This window comes from Candidatus Thiodiazotropha sp. AKAK3, from assembly GCF_058244645.1.
Genome location: NZ_JBSYOQ010000024.1, coordinates 107,842 through 127,059, shown reverse-complemented (window position 1 = coordinate 127,059; position 19,218 = coordinate 107,842). Strand labels below are relative to the sequence as shown.

The following is a 19,218-nucleotide window of genomic DNA, read 5'->3' as shown; positions in this document are numbered from 1 at the left end:
GGCCCCACCCTACCCCACAACACCCAGCTATTTGTAGGGTGGGGCCATGCCCCACCAAAAGGCGCTGCGAATCAAAGCTCATACTTCAATTTACGCTTCAATCCATATATCACAAAGCTAAAGAAATAACTGGGTGAGGAGGATATTCAGTAATAGATTTACGCGCCCAGCTTTACTGCTTAGACATCAACCAGACCGTCTGATAGGGACGGAATCTCAAACCACTCTCATCCATATCGGGAACCACCTGATGCAGCGCATCAAACCAGCGTACCTCAACATCCCCCAGTGACGAGAGATCGACAGAGACCAGGTCACCTGTGATGTTGTGGATAGCATAGATACGCTGTTTACCATCCAGGCTGACTCGCTCCACACCAAATATCCCCTCAGGTAGATCAAGCACCCGCTGTGGCGCATCAGGGTGAAAAGCTTTGATTCCACCGCGGATACGCAGTCTACGGATATATTCAGGAAAAACCTGGCCCGCGTCGGTAAGCGGTAGATCTATAAGCCTTTCAAGCTCAGAACCATCCCACTTTCGACGATTGATAGCCCGTGTCATTCCAGTCCGCTCCACACCCAGCGGATCATTAGGGGTCGCACCCAGTGCATTGATATAGACCGCAGGGATACCCCGAAGGGAGAGCGGCAGAGTCTGGGATAACATAAAACGGGCAATGTGCCAGGGATCGACATCATCATCTTCGGCAGCAAAAGCATCGAAATAGCTGACATTGAGTTCATAGGGCCTGTCCCTGCCTTCAGTGGTGGCCCGCATAGAGACATAACCACCTCGTTTGCGCATCATATCGAGCAGCTGATCCAGCTCTTCATCTGGTACCAGACCCTCCAGGGGACGCAATCCCACCCCATCGTGAGAGGCGGTAAAGTTGAGATAGGTACAACCATCAGGCAGCGCTTCCTGCTCCAGTGACCGGGCCCAGGGCACCAGGTATCCAGTGGTCTGGCACATAATGGCATGTAGTATCAGTGGCGGCAGGCTGAACTGATAGACCATGTTGGCCTCATCCCCAGCATCGAAATAGCTGATATTCTCCTGATGAGGAACATTGGTTTCAGTCAGTAGAATGGCACCTGGCTCAAGTAGATCAACCAGGGTTCTGAAAAGCTTGATCACCTCATGGGTTTGAGGCAGGTGGATACAAGAAGTACCGATCTCTTTCCAAAGAAATGCCACTGCATCAAGCCGAATTGCGCGAGCACCGCGACGAATGTACTCCAGCAGGATATCGATGAATTCAAGCAGAACTTCAGGGTTGGCATAGTTGAGATCGATCTGATCATTACTGAAGGTGGCCCAGACATCAATCATCCCTCTGGGTGTACGGACATGGCTCAACAGAGGGGTACTGCGCGGCCGCACCACCATGGAGAGATTCTCTTCCGGCGCCACCTGCACGACATAGTCACGGCCAGGCTCTTCATCATGTACGAAATTAACAAACCAGAGATGCTCTCGGGACATATGGTTCAAAACCAGGTCGAATAGCAGGGTGAACCCCTCTCCCAGTCGCTCAATATCCTCCCACTCCCCCAACTGCGGATTGACTGCACGAAAATCGGAGACCGAGAAACCGTCATCAGAGCTGTAGGGGAAGAAGGGCAGAACATGCACCATACTGAAGACACCATTCAGGCGTCGATCGAGGAAGTGCTTCAATGCAGCCAGAGGCATCATTCCAGGATACTGGACACTATCACCATAGGTAATCAGCACACTGTCTTTTTCATCCCAGCGAGGAATCTCCAGACGCTTACCTTGCCGGGCCTCGATATGACGACTGATCAACTCAAGCACTTTGGGCAGCAGATCCGTAGCCCTCTCTTTTCCATATAACAGACTTAGATGATCCAGTAGTTTGTTATCCAACTCATCAACACTCATCGCTACTCTCATACCGCCACCTAACGGATTTCTATAGTGAAATCTATTATCGAGCCGCTTTAACTAATAAAAACTGACTATATTCAATATCTCTTAAGTATGAAAGAGTTGATCCAGATCAACCTACCTCCAAAAACCTTACATCACTACTGCTATTGTTAAAGAACAAGCATTAAAAAAACAGATTAGATAAAACTTGCATTTCACCAAGGAGATCCACCATGAGGTTAGAACACTCAGATACCCGCACCCCTCCTGAAAGCCTGAAAGAGTCAACTCCCTTAGAAGTTGAAGGGCGAATGATCGCACTAGATAAAGATGGCTATTTGATTAATCCTGATGACTGGAGTCCTGCGGTCACAGAAGCCCTCGCCGAAGCCGATGGCGTGGAGCTGACTGAAGAGCACTGGTTGTTGATCGATTTTCTGCATCGCTTCTACGCAGAGTATGGTATTGCGCCGGAAATGCCCATCCTGGCCAGAAACCTGTGCAAAGACAAAGACGATTGCCATTGGACCAAGCGCTATATCGAAACCCTCTTTTCCGGTGGTGCAAAAATGGCCTGCCGCTATGCTGGACTGAGCAGACCGGTTGGACGCAGTTGCCTGTAAATCAATCCATTGAGCTATACCCTTGATAGTTTGATGGGGTATGTGCAACGTGCCTGTCATTGGCTGTGGAATAATCCGCTTCTGCAGCCTCTTAGATGGGCGCGTCACTTTTTAGCCATCACAAAATGCCAAAGCCCCATCCCATCGAGGGCACTGAAATGAAGATCATAACCGCTAAAGTGCTCTAATCACCTCAAAATAGAAAAACAGATCGTGCTGATATTATTGAGGGTAGCGTACAGCCCTGCTGCACCAGGGGTTCAGTCATAGATTAATAAGGTACGGCAGGGCCACACCCTTCTATTCGCAACTATCAATAGTTCACACTTTCCACACCACCAGAACACCTGCTACCGGCATCAAAAGTGCGTATCATAGCGGCTCTAATCTATAACACTGATGCAGACCAACACAGAACAACGATTAACACGCTCATACAACCATCATGACATCGAAATATCTTATGACCGTTTCACTGATCTTCCTCTATCTGAATCCGCTTCAGGCAGAGCAGCTGGGAGAAGTCAGCACCAAGTTTCGAATGCTTGGGCCAAACGATAAGGTTACTATAGAAGCCTTTGATGACCCCGCCGTATCCGGTGTCACCTGCTACCTCAGTCGTGCAATAACCGGAGGAGTGGGCGGTGCTATAGGTATTGCTGAAGATACCTCTGACGCCTCTATCGCCTGCCGCCAGACCGGCCCGGTCAATCTTCCAGGAAACATACTCAATCAATCCAGAGATGGAGAAGAGGTGTTCAAACAGCGCACATCGATTCTCTTTAAAACCATGCAGGTGGTTCGCTTCTATGATGCTAAACGCAACACCCTGGTCTATATGACCTACAGTGACAAATTGGTCGATGGTTCTCCTAAAAACAGCATCACTGCAGTTCCCCTCTACTACCCATTGAGCAAACAACCACAGACACCAACTGCACAATGACCCAACTGCTACATACCGGACGCCTGGTACTCACACCAAAGAACCCTTATCAGTTACCTGAAAATCCTGAGGCCATCTTTACCAGACTGCAGGAGATCGGCCTGATAGATACCCCTCTCCAAACTGGCCACTCCTACTTGCCAGGCGAAGCATTCATGCAGCTGATCACCTTCATGGGCTGCTCACCCTCTATCCGGCTTGCACCTGACGATAGCGATCAACCCTTTTGTCATCTTTTGCTGGATGGCCCATATCCCCGTCCAAAGTTAATTGTCGGAAAAAACACCCTTCCCCCACGCTGCGAAAGATGCCGCAAACGACTTGGCGATTGGCAGAACACTTTTAAAATATGGGAAGAGAAAGGTGATGGCTGGCAGTCTGAATGCCCTCACTGCGGACATTTACAGGATCCGGCCACATATGACTTCAAGCAGAGTGCCGGCTGCGGGCGATTTCTACTTTATCTGGAGAATATTTTCCCCCAGGAAGCGATCCCTGCTCAAAGCCTGCTCGATAGCCTAAAGCATTCGAGCAAGGAAGAGATCTGGCACTTTTTCTATCACCAGGAATTAGTAAAAACTGGCTTCACCAAACCCTAAGAAAACATTAATAAAACAATGGCTTGCCTACTTTTCTGTGACATAGATAAGGAATCTTATTCGCAATATTCACTTCATTGACATTTATCAAAAAAAACTCTTAAGCAAATCCGCATTGAGCCGAAACATAATCCTAATGGCATTGATGTAACGCCATTCAATTGTTCTGCACATATCATTCGGACTCACTATCAATGCAAATACTCAGACAACTACAAATACAGAAGAAGTTATGGCTGTTAACGGCAACCACACTATTAGGCTTACTGGTTATAACTGCGATCTCTCTTGATGCATTCCACTCGGGTTTAATTGAAGAAAAGATTCTTCAGACTCAGGCTTTGGTCGATACCGCCCACAGCCTGATAGACTCACAACATGCTCACGCTGAGAAGGGTGAGATCACCATGGAGGAAGCTCAGAAGCGTGCTATCAAGGATATCGAAGGATTACGATATAACGGTGGCAACTACTTCTGGATAAATGACCTCAACGCACACATTGTGTTGCATCCCATCAAACCCCAACTCAATGGCAAAGATCTTTCAGACTTTAAAGACCCCGATGGGAAACGGATCTTCAGTGAATTTGCAGCGATTGCCAAACAGGAAGGCGCTGGCAGCGTACCCTACAAATGGTCCAAGCCCGGATCAGACACCCCGGTTGACAAAATCTCCTATGTTAAAGGTTTTAAACCTTGGGGCTGGGTCGTGGGTACAGGTATCTATATAGACGATGTTGAAGAAGAGTTTAAGCACTTTGCCACCATGATTGCAGTCGCGGCCATGACTGTCGTAGCGCTCTTCTTGTTTATCTCTTACATCATTACAAAAAGCATTACCTGCCCGCTCAATGAGACGGTCGCCGCACTAAATGATATCTCCACCGGTGAGGGTGACCTTACCCGTCGCCTCGACTCGAGTGGAAAAGATGAAGTTGCTCAACTGGCAACTGAATTCAACCGTTTCATCGAGAAGATCGAAAACATTATTAAGCAGGTTGCTCAATCCAGCACCCAGCTTGCAACCGCAGCTGTTGAACTCTCCAGCACCACCGAACAGACCCACGAGAATCTTAACCAACAGCAGAACGAAACCCACCAGGTGGCGACAGCCGTCACCGAGATGGCCGCAACCATCAAGGAGATTGCAGAAAGCGCAGAGAGCGCTGCGGGTTCCGCTCATACAGCAGACGATCAGGCGCTGGCGGGTAAGAGTGTCGTCGATGGCGTCACACAGGCCATCGATCATATGGCGAGCGAGATGGACTCCGCTTCGGACGTAATCAATCTCCTGGCAAAAGAGAGTGATGGCATTGGTGCAGTTTCAGAAACGATTCGCGGAATTGCTGAACAGACCAGTCTGCTGGCACTGAATGCCGCCATTGAGGCTGCACGGGCTGGTGAGCAGGGGCGTGGCTTCGCTGTGGTCGCCGACGAAGTCCGCTCTCTGGCAAGCCGCACTCAAGAGGCAACTGCTGAGATCAAAGAGATGATTGAACGGTTACAGTCCGGTACTCAAAATGCAGTGGACGTCATCCACAAAAGTGGCGCTACCACACTATCGACGGTAGAGAAGGCAAGAGAAGCGACAACATCTCTGAATGATATCGCCTCATCAATCGGCGTCATCTCTGAACGAAACACCCAGATTGCCAGTGCATCTGAAGAGCAATCGGCTGTAGCACAGGAGATCGACAAAAGCGTAGTTCAGATTTCTCAGCTCGCTCAACAATCATCTTTAGCCAGCGAACAGATCACCCAAGCAAGCACTGAACTTTCGCAACTGGGAGAGTCAATGCATCAGATGATCTCGCAATTTAAAACGTCATAAGTCAATACAGCACAACGCCCCGTAGCGAGTGCCCTTGGGGTACAAGCACGGGGATGGCAGCTTAGCGCCTCACCCAATGGAAAGCCGGCTCAGACCAGGACTCTCTATTCCAGTGCCTGACAATAGCTTCAATTGCCAGGCAAACGGCACAGCTTCCAATCAAACCAGCTCACAACGATTCTTACCACTGCGTTTCGCCTTGTATAGCGCTTTGTCCGCCCGGGAGAAAACCTTTTCCAGACTATCCTTATCATTAAAACTGGTAAGCCCACATGAGATAGTGACCCGTACTGGTTTGCCCTGAGAGTGAAAACCGTTGCTCTCCACTGAATGGCGCATCTCTTCAGCCACACTCAATGCCTCTTCACCCTCAGTACCACACAGCAGACAGACAAACTCCTCACCGCCAAACCGGGCAATGAAGTCGGTCTCCCGCAAACGGGCCTGGAGACTCTGGGCAATTATGCGAAGCGCTTTGTCTCCCGCCTGGTGACCGTAGCGATCATTGATCAGTTTAAAATCATCCACATCCCAGACCAGCATCGATAACGGACTGCCAAATCGCTTCCAGCGGGCCAGCTCCTGCTCAACCCGCTCCTCATAAGCCAGTCGATTGGGTAGCCCGGTTACAGTATCCAACATCGCCATATGGTGAGCCTCAACCATGCGGGAACGCAGATCGGAGGACTCTTTCTCCAGATGCGCCAAGCGCTCACGCAGTGCGTGCTCCCCCTGCTCTGCCTGCTGATGCCACTCCTGCTCCTCCTGGAGGTAGGTATCGATACTCTGCTGGATTGAAGAGATGCGCTGACTGACAGCCTCTTTCAGCTGGTGAAGATCAGTAGCCTCAGCAACATGGGTTCCGATATCACCAACCTGCCCATGAACCGTGTCACTCAAATCACGCCCATGCTGAACCATTTTGTCACGGCCTTCATGGGCAGTTTGCAGATGCAGGCCAAGATCCTGCAACCGCTGGGTCAACTCTTCGAGAAAATCTTCAGCCTCCTGTATCTCAGACTGAATTTCTCCAAAGGACCTGGCCGAGAGAGACAGCAGGTCATCCAGAACACCAACCCAGGTATCTGCCGCAGCATCCTTGATCAGTCGTAGCTTTAAACTGCTGACAGTCTCACCCCAATGCCCAGGCCAGGAGGCCTGTTCGAGTAAGTTCAGCAGGATATCGTTAGGCTGAGGTCCTGATTCATCTGAGGTAGAGGCACGCCCGAGCAAGCGACCGAATAGTCCACTCCCCTTCTTCTCGATAGTGGCATCAGCACCCTGGCCCAATAGCTGGGTCAGACGGGTGAAGGCACTCTCTTCCATCGCAGCCGGATCTTCCAGCAGCTTCTTCAGCAGATCACCGGCTTCAGCAGACTCTTTCTTTGAGAGCTTCAACTGGGCAATCAGCTTCAGATGTACTTCGTCATCACTATCCTTGGCGATGCTGTCGTTCTCTTCCGCAAAATGGAGCAACCCTTCAGTAATCTCATTCAGCTTATCGCTGAGCTTGACACTCGCCCCCCCTCTGACAGTATTCCGTACTGCCTTAAGGTGAGGCTCAAGCCGGTTGTCCAGACCGCTGGCAGCAATGGTCAAGCGAAGAATAGTTCGAGTCAGCAGTTCCTCTAGTGCCTTATTTGCCTCTTCCTCACCTTCATATTGGTGCAACAGCTCTTCATAGCGTTTTTTCCAATCGACATCGTTCATAGGCTTCTAGATATAGCTTATAGATTAACAGCTTAGTTGTATTGAACCGGGTCAAGCCGCAGCTGGTAATACAACATTCTCAGGTAATTCGATCTCAAGCGTGATTGGCAGGTGATCCGAATGTGCATAGTTGAGCACCTCCGATTTCGACACCCTGAGACTTGGTGAGGCCAGAATATGATCCAGCTTGCGATTGGGTCGCCAACTGGGAAAAGTCATCATATCGCAAGCACTGCCTTGCAAATTGGTATGCTCCATCAAGTACTGAAACTCTTTCGAACTGCATCCGCAATTGAAATCTCCCATCAGCACGAGATGAGAATAGTGGGATACCAGCTCACTGATAAAGGAGAACTGACGCAGTCTGGCCCGCCGCCCCAGAGCTAGATGCATCATACAGATACCCAGGGGCTTCTCATTGGTGTGAAACTCCATCAGTACCGCACCCCGCCCTGGTAAACCGGGCAGTCTATGCTCAGTGATAATCCTTGGCTCTACACGGCTCAACACACCATTGCTGTGTTGCGCCAATTTACCCAGCTTGCGATTAACCTGCTTATACCAGTGGGGAAAACCTGCCTGCTCTGCCAAGTAGGCGGTCTGGTCGATAAAGCCGCTACGGAAGCTTCCGGAATCTACTTCCTGCAATCCCACCACATCAAAATCCTTGAGCAGGTGAGCAATACGATTAAGATTATTTCGCTTCTCTTTATGCGGGAGAACCTGTTTCCAGCCACTGGTGACATATTCACTGTAACGGCGGGTATCAGCACCCGCCTGGATGTTATAGCTGAGCAGGCGCAAACGATTTGTGTCATCCAGAGCCGGTTGATTTTCTAGGATTTGCTTATTCATTATTTAGCGACGCTTAATTTCTCTCCGGTATCTATTGATATTGCGGATAAAAGCCAAAAAACTTAAGACTAAACCGTCACTTTAACCTGAATCCGTATGTTCAGATTTAACATACAAAGCAAAGATCTTCTGGAACTACGTTCAATCCCTGAACATTTTTAACCCGGTGACTAAGTATATGCCTTCAGCTGCAGTGTGCCTACCAATAACAAGGGACCCCCCCCTTCTCTCGAGCCACATCTTGATCAAGCGCAAGCCTGAAGCCCTGAAAGCAATATACTCAAGCCGGGTGAATAGTGTGTTGTGGCCATCTATACCAACTCTGATAGACAGCCCTGCCTAGTGGGCCTCGCAGTAAGTGCGGTAACCCTCAGAGCCCCGCTACGAGGCTCCCTTCGGGCCGGCCCACAAGCCACTAACCATTCTGAAAGCAGCTGAAACAAAAAAGGCGGTGCCAAAACACCGCCTTTCAAAAAAATGCATTATATCGGGTTACCGACTGAGTCCCTGAATATACTGAGCAACCTCAGCAATCTCAGCATCAGTCATTCGCTCTACAACACCTTGCATCATTTTGCTGGTGTCATTGGTTCGGTTACCAGCACGAAAATCCTTCAATGCCTTCTCTATGTAGGCGGCATGCTGGCCAGCAATGGCAGGGAAGTTTGCTTGTGGGTTGCCTGCACCAGAGGGGCCATGGCAAGCCATACAGGCTGCGACACCAGTTTTTGCGTTACCCGCCCTGTAGAGGTTCTCACCTGCTTCGACCTTATCAGCAGCTGCAACGCCACCTTTGACTGTCTGGCTGGAGAAATAGGCAGCCAGATCGGCAATACCCTGATCGGTCAGAGGCGCGGCCATTGGCGACATCATCGGATCGCTGCGTTTAGGGTCTTTCGCTTTGAAATCCCTGAGCTGCTTCTCGATATATTGGGGATGTTGCCCAGCAAGCTTTGGCCATACCGGGTTGATGGGACTGTTACCCTCTGCGCCGTGACAACCGGCACAGACAGCGGAGTTCTTTTTACCCTCTTCTGCATTGCCGGCGGCATTAGCCAGGCCAACACTGAAAGATAGGGCTAGGGTTGCGGTTACGAGCCATTTATTCATTATCAATCCTGCTCTGAAATTATGCTGGATAGGTTGAAATCCTGAGCCTCCCAGCAATTGACCAGACCACAGTCTGAGCGCTGTAAAGACCCTAAAAAAGCTGCGGAACTATACCAGAATTTCCTAATAAAGGTCAAAATGGATCTTCAGCAAGCTTTAAATGACATTTTCTGATTCGACTCAGGCTCACCTGAGTGGTTCATTAATCGCTTTTGGAAAAACCCCTCAAATTTCTATCTAAATCCAAGGAACTTCTAATTAAGGGCACTGACTTCCTGGTAGCCGCTCAATAGAGACTGAATGTAATAATCAGGTTAGACTCAACACAGAATTCCAGTTCAGGCCTGCCATCATGCAAAAAGATCCGGATCAGTCGATCGTGCGCACCAGCTATGCGGTGATCTATACCCCCAGCCAGCGTAGAGACCGCTTTCCCGAGAATTGCGTCACCCTGATGACATCGGCTGAAGAGGCGCTGGAAAAAGCTGCAGAAAAAGAGAATTACCACCCCGCTCAGGTGAACGGTCCTTCCCGCTCTTCTGAGGGGCTTCGCCTCTACTACCTGGTCAGCTGGCTGAGCTGAAGTTTACTCAGTTCCCTGGTAATGGCATAGCCTTCCAGAGTGTCAAAATCTGAACGACTGAAGGTTGTGAATCCACCGGCGAGTTCATACCAGGCAAAGCCCCTGGTCCACGGCTCATGATCATAGCTCCCCTGTCGTTTTCTCGGTATACAGTAGAGCTTGCCTGGACGGTAGATCAAATTGTAGCTTGTCTCACTTTTGTGCAGCGCTTCGATTCGCTGCCAAGCCTGGTCTACCGACAGGTAGACTTCACAACCCAGAGGATAGTCGCGATCTCCCCCATTATGACGCCAGTGATCCTGCATCAATGGCAGAGGCTCGGATTTAACATAAACCTGAAAATGGAGATGATTGACCGAGGCATAAGCACCGAAGCTGTTATAGGCAATGCCAATATCCTGCAGCGAACCAGACATCCGTTCAGCCAGGGCCCAGACATATCTGTGGTACTTAGGTGTCAGCAACTGCGGCAATCGCAAACTCCTGTCGGGTACCAGCAGACAATGCATTGGAACAAAAGGGAATTTGTTGTAGAGGAGCTCCACCTCCACCCCGTGTAGCTCACCTCTCCAAAATGCCTCTTTTCTTAGAAATGGCTTGTTGAAGTGGAAACCATCGGCATCGAAAGGGCGACTGAGCCCGGTTACTGTTTCGGTAGTCATTCTGGATGGCCGAAAAGCACGCAGATGATTGAACTGAAGCTCCCATCCATCTTCCTGGCGAAAATCTGCGGTCTGCACACCATCAAAACCGATAGCCATTAGCTTCAGAAAGACCAGACTGTCGTCAGCTGCGCCAGCTAATTCACGACCTTCGCTGAGCGTTAAACGACAATACTCTGCGTGTTGATCAAACCGGTGACGCAACTGGGTTTGCAAGATCCGCTTGACCTCCTCATCGAAGCAAGCGTTGGCATGAACCAGAATATAACTGCCCAGACCCGGCTGCTGAAGCAGACGCTCCAGACCGGTGGCAAATGCTTTTTGCATGCCGGAAAATGAATCAAAGGGTGATTGGCCCATCGAAACGATCTCTTAGCCCTCTCGCGAGGTTGTAGCAGCCACAGGAAACCTCTGAATAGATAGTCTACCGACATCCTGCCGGTAAACTGTTCGGCCCAGACTTACCCGGAGGTTGCTTTGATTTCAGTGACTATGACCACTGTGATCCGAAGACTTCATCTTCATGCGCAACTTACGCACAGGCGCATCCACCTTGAGCTGAGAACCATCATCGAAGGACAAAGTCAGAGCGATAATTTCGCCTGGGATCAGCTTCTGTTTCAAGCCAATCAACATCACATGAAGCCCACCAGGTTTCAGACTGGTCATCTCTCCTGCCGGGAGATCTATCTTTTCCACCCTACGCATCCGCATCATGCCATCTTCCATGGTATGGGTATGCAGTTCGACCACCTCAGCGGCACTACTGCTGGCGGAAACCAGGGCAACCCCTTTGTCGCTCTTGTTGTGGAGTGACATAAAGGAGGCCGAATTCGGCTGCCCTGGAGGCACAGCCCGGACATAGGGATCGTCGACCATGACCATCTCTCCGGCGGAAGCGGCTAAAACCAGTTGACTCATGAAGACCAGGCAAAACCCGATGAGTAGAGAAAAACGCTGAAAGTTCATTACTTTCTCCCGAGAATTCAAATTAGTTAGGGGAATGGCAGTCTGGCATGGCAACTCGTGAACACATACTCAACCACCCTTCTCTTGAGAGGCCCAATAAACCCCTTGGCGCAGGAGAATGGCATTAATCCGATAACAAAGGCAATCCCATCTGACCAATGTTTACTAAAAATCCACCTTAAAATGTGTCAAATCACTCATTTAAGGCCATATCCCACACACACTTGCAGAGAATGAGCGCATTTTAATCAGCCATAAAAAAAGCGCCTGCAAAATGTCAGGCGCTTTTCTACCACTCTTATACAAGTGGCGAGCTGTCAGAGCGATCTTAGAGGGTTAAAACCCACTCTACGATTGCTTTGATATCTTCATCGCTGACATGGGCATTAGGTGGCATAGGCACAGGACCCCATACACCAGAACCACCAGCTTTAACCTTGGCTACCAACGCATCTACCGCACCGTCCTGACCTTTATATTTGGCAGCAACTTCTTTGTATGCTGGACCAACAACCTTAGTCTCAACCTGGTGGCAAGCCATGCAACCACGCTGTGTAGCAAGCGCAACAGGATCAGCTGACGCAGTAGCAACAGCACCAAGAGCAAGGAGGGAAGCGCTGGTAGACAGCAGCAATGATTTCATCTTATTCATCAGGGATTTATCCTCATGTAGTTCAGTTATTTAGGGTACACCTGCGGGGGTTAATTCAAGAGTCCTTTCCCACAAAAATGCTGGATTATACGTTAAACGGGCAGTAAATGCCTATAAACGATAATTGTCAATTAAACAATTTCACAAAAGATAACTTTCTGCCCGTTCAAAAGTTCCCCAGCCAGCCCTGCAAATCTACTCCAGTTGGGTTTGACATCAGAAATAGAGAGGTGACTCCCACAATCACAATCTGAAGCGCCGAATCCAGGAATCGGCTGCCTGAGTTTTAGGTGTTCGGCAAACAATCCAGCCCACTCATGCTCTCGCCGGCACGGGTCATGAGTGAACCATATCTCTCTCAACACCGTCTCAGCACGCAGATAATCGATATGCCAGTGGGGACGCTGACTGACGCGCTTATGGTGTCCACATCGCGCTGCCACCCCCCCAGGGCCAAAAGCACTGCCAACATAGAGATACCAGCCTTTTGGGAATTCACAATTGCCCAGACGCCCCACGTTGATGGCTTTCTGCCTGCTGTTTTTCAGTAGCAGAACATAGGTGCCAGGCAATTTGGGTTGCAGGCCGGTCACCTAGTGTGGTGCGTCATACTAGTGAGAGCCCTTATCCGCCATGTGCGATAGATAGAGGGCCAATCCAAGCAGGGCAATCCCCCCTGCGAACTGAAGCAGATCCAATGGGGTTGTGAACTCCATCCCCAGGGCAAATTCGAAATAGCGCACCACCAGGATCATCATCACCACCTTCGCCAGGCGGCTTTTCAGATCATCCAGACTGGTTATCATCAACACATTGGAAGCGCTTTCGGATCCTTCAGCATGACCGATCTTACTGATAAACAGCTCATACAGACCCAGAGAGAAGATCAGTAACACCGTGGCCAGCAGATAACCATCGACAATTTCCACCACATGGGTCACCGTGGATGAACGCAGAGCAACCCGCTCTTCGCCAGTCAATGCCGGCGATGCATATGAACCCAGATGGGAAATCATGTAGACGGCGTCAATAGAGGCCATATAAAACATAGCGACAGCTGCAGCCAGGCTTGCAATCACAGCTGCCAATACGATCAGGCGGCTGTTCCAGAGTATTTTCTCAAACATTGCTTCCACGATTCAATTATTCTCAGTCTTGTTAAAAAGCGGTCAAATCATACCAGACATGGCCCGCCAACTTAATATCACCCGCTCTCTGAGAAAAGAGCTTATCGGCGGGATTTTCTAATCATCCCAGAATCCATATCTGAGTCACGATCATCAGCTCCGAGCTAAAAAACCATATGGCATGCTGAGCGGATAGCCATTATCATCTGCCCCTTTTCGTCAGGACCATATCAACATGCCATCTTTTCTACCGGGCCAACGCTGGATCAGCGACACAGAATCTGAACTTGGCCTGGGGGTTGTTGCCGACTGTGAAGGACGACGTGTCAGCATCAATTTCCCCGCGATAGACGAAACCCGTGTCTACGCCATAGAAGGAGCGCCCTTGACTCGGGTAGCCTTCGCCACCGGTGATGAGATTCAAAGCCGGGAAGGGTGGCAGATGCAGGTTCGTGAAACCCAGCTCAACGACGGACTGATCACCTATCTGGGAGAAAAAACCGACGGCAGCCAGGCTCGTTTGGAAGAGATAGATCTGGACGATACACTACGCATTGATCAGCCCAAACAGCGCCTGCTCACCGGCCAGATCGATCCACCGCACTGGTTCAATCTTCGACAGCTTACCCTTAAACAGATTGGGGAGCGGCAACAATCATCACTGCTCGGTCTGGTGGGCCCCCGTATTGACCTGATACCCCATCAACTCTATATCGCTCATGAAGTGGCAAGTCGTCCCACCCCGAGAGTTCTGCTTGCTGATGAGGTTGGCCTCGGTAAGACGATCGAGGCCTGCCTGATACTCCATCAGCAGCTGCTGACAGGCCGTGCCAGCAGGGCGCTGATTCTTGTACCCGACCCTCTTGTACACCAGTGGCTGGTGGAGCTTCTGCGACGCTTCAACCTCAAATTCCGCATTCTCGACGAAGAGACCTGCCAAGCCATCCAGGACTCAGGCCAGGGGGACAACCCTTTTCACTCAGAGCAACTGGTACTCTGCAGCCTGAACCTGTTTCATCATAACCCCGACCGTCTCAGCCAGGCGCTGAATGGCGAGTGGGATCTGTTGATCGTGGATGAGGCCCATCATCTGACCTGGTCAGAGGAGGATCCAAGCGCCGAGTACCTACTGGTAGAGGCGCTCTCCCTGAGAACTCCAGGCGTATTGTTACTCACTGCCACGCCAGAACAGCTCGGCCAGGCCGGTCACTTCGCCAGGTTGAGACTGCTCGACCCCGACCGCTACTATGACCTGCAGAGTTTTTTACAAGAGGAGCGCCACTATCAACCTGTCGCCGAAGCGGTCGAGCACTTGCTGCGAAAGGAGCCCCTCCCTGAGCAGGCAACCCAGGCGCTGCTGAGCAAACTGGATGAGACCGAGAGCACTCCTCTGCTCAATCTGCTGAATGATCCTGGCAGTAGTGAGCACGAATGCAGTGAAGCCAGGGAGACATTGATCAATATGCTGCTCGACCGGCATGGCACAGGCCGAGTGCTGTTCCGCAATACCCGGGCACGCATCAGCGGCTTCCCTGAACGCGAGTTGTTAGCGACGCCGCTGCCACTTCCAGAGTCCTATGCAGATCTGCTGGAGAGCTCTGATATAGAGTCTGCTGAGTTACGTTTGACACCTGAGCGGATCTTTAGCGAGCAGGGGCACAAAACCTGGTGGCAGGATGACCCCCGCGTGCCCTGGTTGATCGAACTGTTACGACAACACCCTGAGACTAAGTTTTTACTGATCTGCACCCATGGGGAGACAGCCGTAGAGTTGCAGGAAGCGGTTCGCACTCAATCCGGTATCTCTGCCGGACTGTTCCATCAGGAGATGAGCATCGTTGAACGCGACAGGGCTGCCGCCTGGTTTGCTGACCCGGAAGGCACGCGTCTTTTAATCAGCTCAGAGATCGGCAGTGAAGGCCGCAATTTTCAATTCGCTCACCACCTGATTCTGTTCGATCTGCCCCTTGACCCAGACCTATTGGAACAACGTATTGGCCGACTTGACCGAATCGGTCAAAAGCAGACGGTAAAGATACATCAACCCTATCTCGACCCAGGCCCACAGTCGGTCATACTGCACTGGTACCGGGATGGTTTAGATGCCTTCAATCACCACGTACCAGGTGCCCAGCAGATCAGTGAGCAACTCAGCTCAGAACTTTGGCAGCTGATTGAAAATGGACAGGATAACGCAGCACTGCCTCAGCTGATTGAGCAAACCCGACAACTCAAGGAGGAGATCCAGACCCGGCTACAACAGGGCCGAGACCATCTACTTGAGCTGGGCGCCTGTAGAGAACCTGTGGCCAGCCAGGTGGTGGAGCAGCTCAAACAGCAAGACAGTTCCAAAGCCCTGACTGATTATCTAAGCCGTCTTTTTGACAGCTACAACATCGAAACCGAGGAGCTGGGCAAAGCCGGGCTCATCCTGCGTCCGGGAGAGCAGGTAGTCGCCGGTTCCCTACCTGGTCTGCCGGCAGATGGATTGACAGTAACATTCAGTCGACAGGATGCACTGAGCCACGAAGAGCGGCAATTCCTGACCTGGGAACACCCACTGGTACGGGGAGCCATGGAACAGGTCATAGGCATACAGACTGGTAACAGTAGCGTTATTGCCTGTGGTCACCCTAAACTGAAAAAGGGGCAGCTGCTGCTGGAGTGCCTCTTCGTTCTAGAGTGCCCTGCCCCACGAAAACTGCAGATTGGCCGTTTTCTACCACCAACCCTGAAGCGTATTTTCATAGATGCAAAAGGGACTCGATACGATCATCTGATCGACTGTGACAGCCTCTTGGAACATGCCCAGGATCTGGATCGACAAAGCCTTTTACCCGTTATCAACAGTTACCGGCAAGCGATCAGAGCTCTGATATCACGCGCTGAAGAGGTTGCACAACAGCAGATCGAAAAGACAGTCAAGCAAGCCTCAGCGGAAATGATGAGCCACTATACGACGGAGATCAAACGTATGCAGGCGCTGAAAAAGCACAATCCGTCAGTCAGAAGCGAAGAGATCGATCTGCTCCAGGATCAGGGATTATCACTGCACCAGCATCTTCAATCAGCCCGCTTGCGTCTTGATGCAGTGAGGCTGGTGGTTACAGTTTGAATAGAAATTCTTTAGATGTTGAATTAGAAAAGGAGCGGCGGTGACGTACTGTACGATTCAACATTACTTTTGGTGGGGCATGGCCCCACCCTACCCCAAATCGGAATAAAGTCGAGTGTAGGGTGCGGCCCTGCCGCACCATGCCCAACTGAAACAAAAGCCACCTGACGAACCGCTTTACTGACACTGCGGGTAATGAACCAAGTAACTGGTTTTTTGCGAATGCATACCCTGGGTGGTGCGGCAGGCCGTAAGTACGATTCAACATGGCTTTTGGTGGGGCATGGCCCCACCCTACCCCAAATCGGAAAAATTCGAGCGCTGGGTGGGGGGACGCCCCGCTATAAGTGGTCTCGAAGCCGTGCCCATCGTCGGTAATTTTGGAGAGTCCTGAAAAGCATTTTCATACAATCTTCCACCTCTATTGCTGGTGTAAGAGCATCTCAGTTGCTCGCAGTGACTTCATCGACATTTTTGATTAGAATCGACCATTCTGATCCATAGGATTGGAAACGGATTATTTAGGATATGATCGAGAAGAGGGACGTTTTCTCATGGCCAAGGAACAGAGAACAGGCTTACCGCCCGTGCCAGACGACTTTCAGCAACTGCTCAATCAATGGCAGCAAATGACCTTGCAGAAGATCGAGGGCTTTGGCTGGAAAATTAAATTTATCAGAAGACCGCTTTTTCAGGATGTAACGATTGTTGTCTCCAATCCTTCAGGAGACCAGATCGGTGTACTCGAGGAAAACGGCGAAGTAGTGGTTCATCCTGTTACGGACTTCCGAGATGCAACAAGCATCTCATAATTATTATTCGACCACCTCATCCGCCAACAACAGCACGCTTTCCGTTAGCTCAAGTCCTATTTTACTGGCTGTTTTTGCATTCAAGGTCATGCGGGTACCCAATGGGTCCTGCACGCCAATCTGTGACGGTTTCACACCATGTTGCAGTATATCTTCTGCCAGGCCTGCAGCCTGGGCCCCGACGCTTGGGATATCCGGATTGACCGCCAACAGCAATCCGAGACGAACGATATTGTCAGATTGGCCGATACAGATCAGACGATCTTTAACGCATTGGCGTTTTAACCAATGGATATTCTCCAGTGTGTAGAGCACAGGGTCGGTTGGCAGCCACACAGCATTAACCTTTCCTGCCAATCGACGGTATGCCTGCTTAAGCTCTTTTGCCCGCTCAATTGGTTCAGCTGATATTTCAACACCAACCAGTTCTGCGGCACTGATTGCCTCTTCAACACTCGCCAAACTATGTGTATTGCTATAGATAACACCTAAACGGGTGACATCGGGAAACAGCAGATTCATCGAAAGCAGTTGTGTACCAGGGGCGACCTCAGCATCGATTCCTGCAAGGTTGTCCTGTCCCTCCAGCAGTCGATAGCGTTGCCAATTAAGTACCATGGCAAAAATCACCGGTATCTCCTGCCTCGATTGGGTAGCCAATTTAGCAAAATAGGCGGCTTTAGCACCAAATGCCGCAATCAAACCAGGTTTGGATGCCATAACCTCTGCCATCACCTCTGGCGCCCGCTGTATATCCCCTTTTAGATTGAACACCTCAACCGGACGTTTCAATTTAGATCTGAATTGAACAAGGGGCTGTTCGTAAACTGCTTCTGAATCGGAGAGCAACACAACAACCGGTGCCTGATCTGACCAGGCAGACAAGGTCATCATAATCATGACTAAAAATAGCAGACACCTATCTCGCATGATCACTCCACCCATCAATCTGAAGAGTACGCATCACCGTACTGTCTTGGGATGAAAGTATGAATTTTATCAGTTGATCTGATTGCTCTTTAGTGACGGCACCATCCATGTAGCCCAATACCGGCATATCAACTGGAGTAAAATCGCTATAGACCCGTAGAGAATCGATCAGTTTTGGGTTAATGCTCTTAAACAGTTTCAAGTTTGTCTGAGTTACCAGAGCGACATCGACCTGCCCCAATGCAGCCGCAAAAATTGCATCCGCATCCTTGGGCACCTCAACAATACTGACCTGATCAACATCAATCAGATCACTAGCATCCAATATGCCACTCAGTAACTTTTTGGAGTCTGGTCCCAAGCTGGTCATCGCCAAAGTTTTCCTCCCTGACTTACGAAATTCACTATTCCCTTTACGCTTACTAACCAGCAATTTTTGGTAGTCGTTTCGTTGATGACGTACTGCTTGCAATAACGGATTGAACCCAAGCTCATCAACATAGCGCTTCAGATACCAATGGGGCGCAAACACAAATGCAGGTCGATCCTCACGTACCCGTTGATCAAAATCGTTCAGATGAGCAAACGGCTGAAACTCTATGGATATGCTGAAATCTCTAAGCAGCATCTCCATATCACTTTTCAATCGGCCCAGATTATTCTGTGGTGAATCGGGATTGAAATAATAGAAACGCAGACCGCTATCCCCAAGTAAGGCACCTGGGAAGATCAGCAGCCAAAGCCATAGCAGGCAAGCGTTAATGTTTAATGTAGTACGCAGCAAGACCACTCCAAG

General features: G+C 50.2%; 19 protein-coding genes. 8 read left to right on the top strand and 11 right to left on the bottom strand.

Annotated elements, in window-relative coordinates:
* Window positions 1-172 precede the first annotated feature (172 nt).
* On the bottom strand, window positions 173-1,909 hold the full coding sequence (locus AC4IE7_RS04425; RefSeq protein WP_490775599.1) for a sugar phosphorylase: 1,737 nt from the start codon (window positions 1,907-1,909) through the stop codon (window positions 173-175).
* Window positions 1,910-2,130: 221 nt separating this feature from the next.
* Between AC4IE7_RS04425 and AC4IE7_RS04420 the strand changes: the two genes are divergently transcribed.
* From AC4IE7_RS04420 to AC4IE7_RS04405, 4 genes are all read left to right on the top strand, one after another.
* Entirely contained in the window at window positions 2,131-2,520 is a 390-nt protein-coding gene (locus AC4IE7_RS04420; RefSeq protein WP_490775598.1) for a TusE/DsrC/DsvC family sulfur relay protein, read from the top strand.
* Between the two features lie 463 nt (window positions 2,521-2,983).
* Window positions 2,984-3,466, top strand: a complete 483-nt coding sequence (locus tag AC4IE7_RS04415; RefSeq protein ID WP_490775597.1) for a CreA family protein — start codon at window positions 2,984-2,986, stop codon at window positions 3,464-3,466.
* Entirely contained in the window at window positions 3,463-4,065 is a 603-nt protein-coding gene (locus tag AC4IE7_RS04410; protein WP_490775596.1) for a hypothetical protein, read from the top strand. The genes AC4IE7_RS04415 and AC4IE7_RS04410 overlap by 4 nt, the downstream gene beginning before the upstream one ends.
* A gap of 194 nt (window positions 4,066-4,259) precedes the next feature.
* Window positions 4,260-5,897 carry a methyl-accepting chemotaxis protein gene (locus AC4IE7_RS04405; protein WP_490775595.1) on the top strand — a complete coding sequence of 546 codons (1,638 nt, stop codon included), beginning with the start codon at window positions 4,260-4,262 and terminating at the stop codon, window positions 5,895-5,897.
* 159 nt (window positions 5,898-6,056) lie between these two features.
* Here the strand turns inward: AC4IE7_RS04405 and AC4IE7_RS04400 are convergent, their stop codons facing one another.
* The 3 genes from AC4IE7_RS04400 to AC4IE7_RS04390 form a co-directional block, all read right to left on the bottom strand.
* Window positions 6,057-7,607 carry a GGDEF domain-containing protein gene (locus AC4IE7_RS04400; RefSeq protein ID WP_490775594.1) on the bottom strand — a complete coding sequence of 517 codons (1,551 nt, stop codon included), beginning with the start codon at window positions 7,605-7,607 and terminating at the stop codon, window positions 6,057-6,059.
* A 51-nt stretch (window positions 7,608-7,658) separates the two neighbouring features.
* Entirely contained in the window at window positions 7,659-8,462 is an 804-nt protein-coding gene (locus tag AC4IE7_RS04395) for an endonuclease/exonuclease/phosphatase family protein (RefSeq protein ID WP_490775593.1), read from the bottom strand.
* A 492-nt stretch (window positions 8,463-8,954) separates the two neighbouring features.
* A complete protein-coding gene (locus AC4IE7_RS04390) occupies window positions 8,955-9,572 on the bottom strand; it encodes a c-type cytochrome (protein WP_490775592.1) in 618 nt (205 codons plus the stop codon).
* A gap of 352 nt (window positions 9,573-9,924) precedes the next feature.
* Here AC4IE7_RS04390 and AC4IE7_RS04385 point away from each other — a divergent pair, with 352 nt between their 5' ends.
* Entirely contained in the window at window positions 9,925-10,155 is a 231-nt protein-coding gene (locus tag AC4IE7_RS04385) for a hypothetical protein (RefSeq protein ID WP_490775591.1), read from the top strand.
* Here AC4IE7_RS04385 and AC4IE7_RS04380 read toward each other — a convergent pair.
* From AC4IE7_RS04380 to AC4IE7_RS04360, 5 genes are all read right to left on the bottom strand, one after another.
* A complete protein-coding gene (locus tag AC4IE7_RS04380) occupies window positions 10,131-11,177 on the bottom strand; it encodes an HIT domain-containing protein (RefSeq protein WP_490775590.1) in 1,047 nt (348 codons plus the stop codon). The two genes, AC4IE7_RS04385 and AC4IE7_RS04380, sit on opposite strands and share 25 nt — an antisense overlap.
* 123 nt (window positions 11,178-11,300) lie before the next feature.
* Window positions 11,301-11,786, bottom strand: coding sequence for a copper chaperone PCu(A)C (locus AC4IE7_RS04375; protein WP_490775589.1), 486 nt, complete (start codon window positions 11,784-11,786; stop codon window positions 11,301-11,303).
* Window positions 11,787-12,114: 328 nt separating this feature from the next.
* Window positions 12,115-12,438 carry a c-type cytochrome gene (locus AC4IE7_RS04370; protein WP_490775588.1) on the bottom strand — a complete coding sequence of 108 codons (324 nt, stop codon included), beginning with the start codon at window positions 12,436-12,438 and terminating at the stop codon, window positions 12,115-12,117.
* Between the two features lie 131 nt (window positions 12,439-12,569).
* Complete coding sequence (locus tag AC4IE7_RS04365; RefSeq protein WP_490775587.1) at window positions 12,570-13,031, bottom strand: GIY-YIG nuclease family protein; 462 nt, start codon at window positions 13,029-13,031, stop codon at window positions 12,570-12,572.
* Window positions 13,032-13,049: 18 nt separating this feature from the next.
* Window positions 13,050-13,565, bottom strand: coding sequence for a YqhA family protein (locus AC4IE7_RS04360; protein WP_490775586.1), 516 nt, complete (start codon window positions 13,563-13,565; stop codon window positions 13,050-13,052).
* A gap of 235 nt (window positions 13,566-13,800) precedes the next feature.
* Between AC4IE7_RS04360 and rapA the strand changes: the two genes are divergently transcribed.
* From rapA to AC4IE7_RS04345, 3 genes are all read left to right on the top strand, one after another.
* Entirely contained in the window at window positions 13,801-16,680 is a 2,880-nt protein-coding gene (gene rapA, locus AC4IE7_RS04355; RefSeq protein WP_490775585.1) for an RNA polymerase-associated protein RapA, read from the top strand.
* A gap of 195 nt (window positions 16,681-16,875) precedes the next feature.
* On the top strand, window positions 16,876-17,058 hold the full coding sequence (locus AC4IE7_RS04350) for a hypothetical protein (protein WP_490775584.1): 183 nt from the start codon (window positions 16,876-16,878) through the stop codon (window positions 17,056-17,058).
* A 176-nt stretch (window positions 17,059-17,234) separates the two neighbouring features.
* The gene (locus tag AC4IE7_RS04345; protein WP_490775583.1) at window positions 17,235-17,492 is read left to right on the top strand and encodes a hypothetical protein; all 258 of its coding nucleotides are present in this window, start codon (window positions 17,235-17,237) and stop codon (window positions 17,490-17,492) included.
* Between the two features lie 3 nt (window positions 17,493-17,495).
* Here the strand turns inward: AC4IE7_RS04345 and AC4IE7_RS04340 are convergent, their stop codons facing one another.
* Window positions 17,496-18,422, bottom strand: a complete 927-nt coding sequence (locus AC4IE7_RS04340; protein ID WP_490775582.1) for an ABC transporter substrate-binding protein — start codon at window positions 18,420-18,422, stop codon at window positions 17,496-17,498.
* A complete protein-coding gene (locus tag AC4IE7_RS04335; protein ID WP_490775581.1) occupies window positions 18,412-19,206 on the bottom strand; it encodes a PhnD/SsuA/transferrin family substrate-binding protein in 795 nt (264 codons plus the stop codon). Before AC4IE7_RS04335 ends, AC4IE7_RS04340 begins: the two co-directional genes overlap by 11 nt.
* Window positions 19,207-19,218 lie beyond the last annotated feature (12 nt).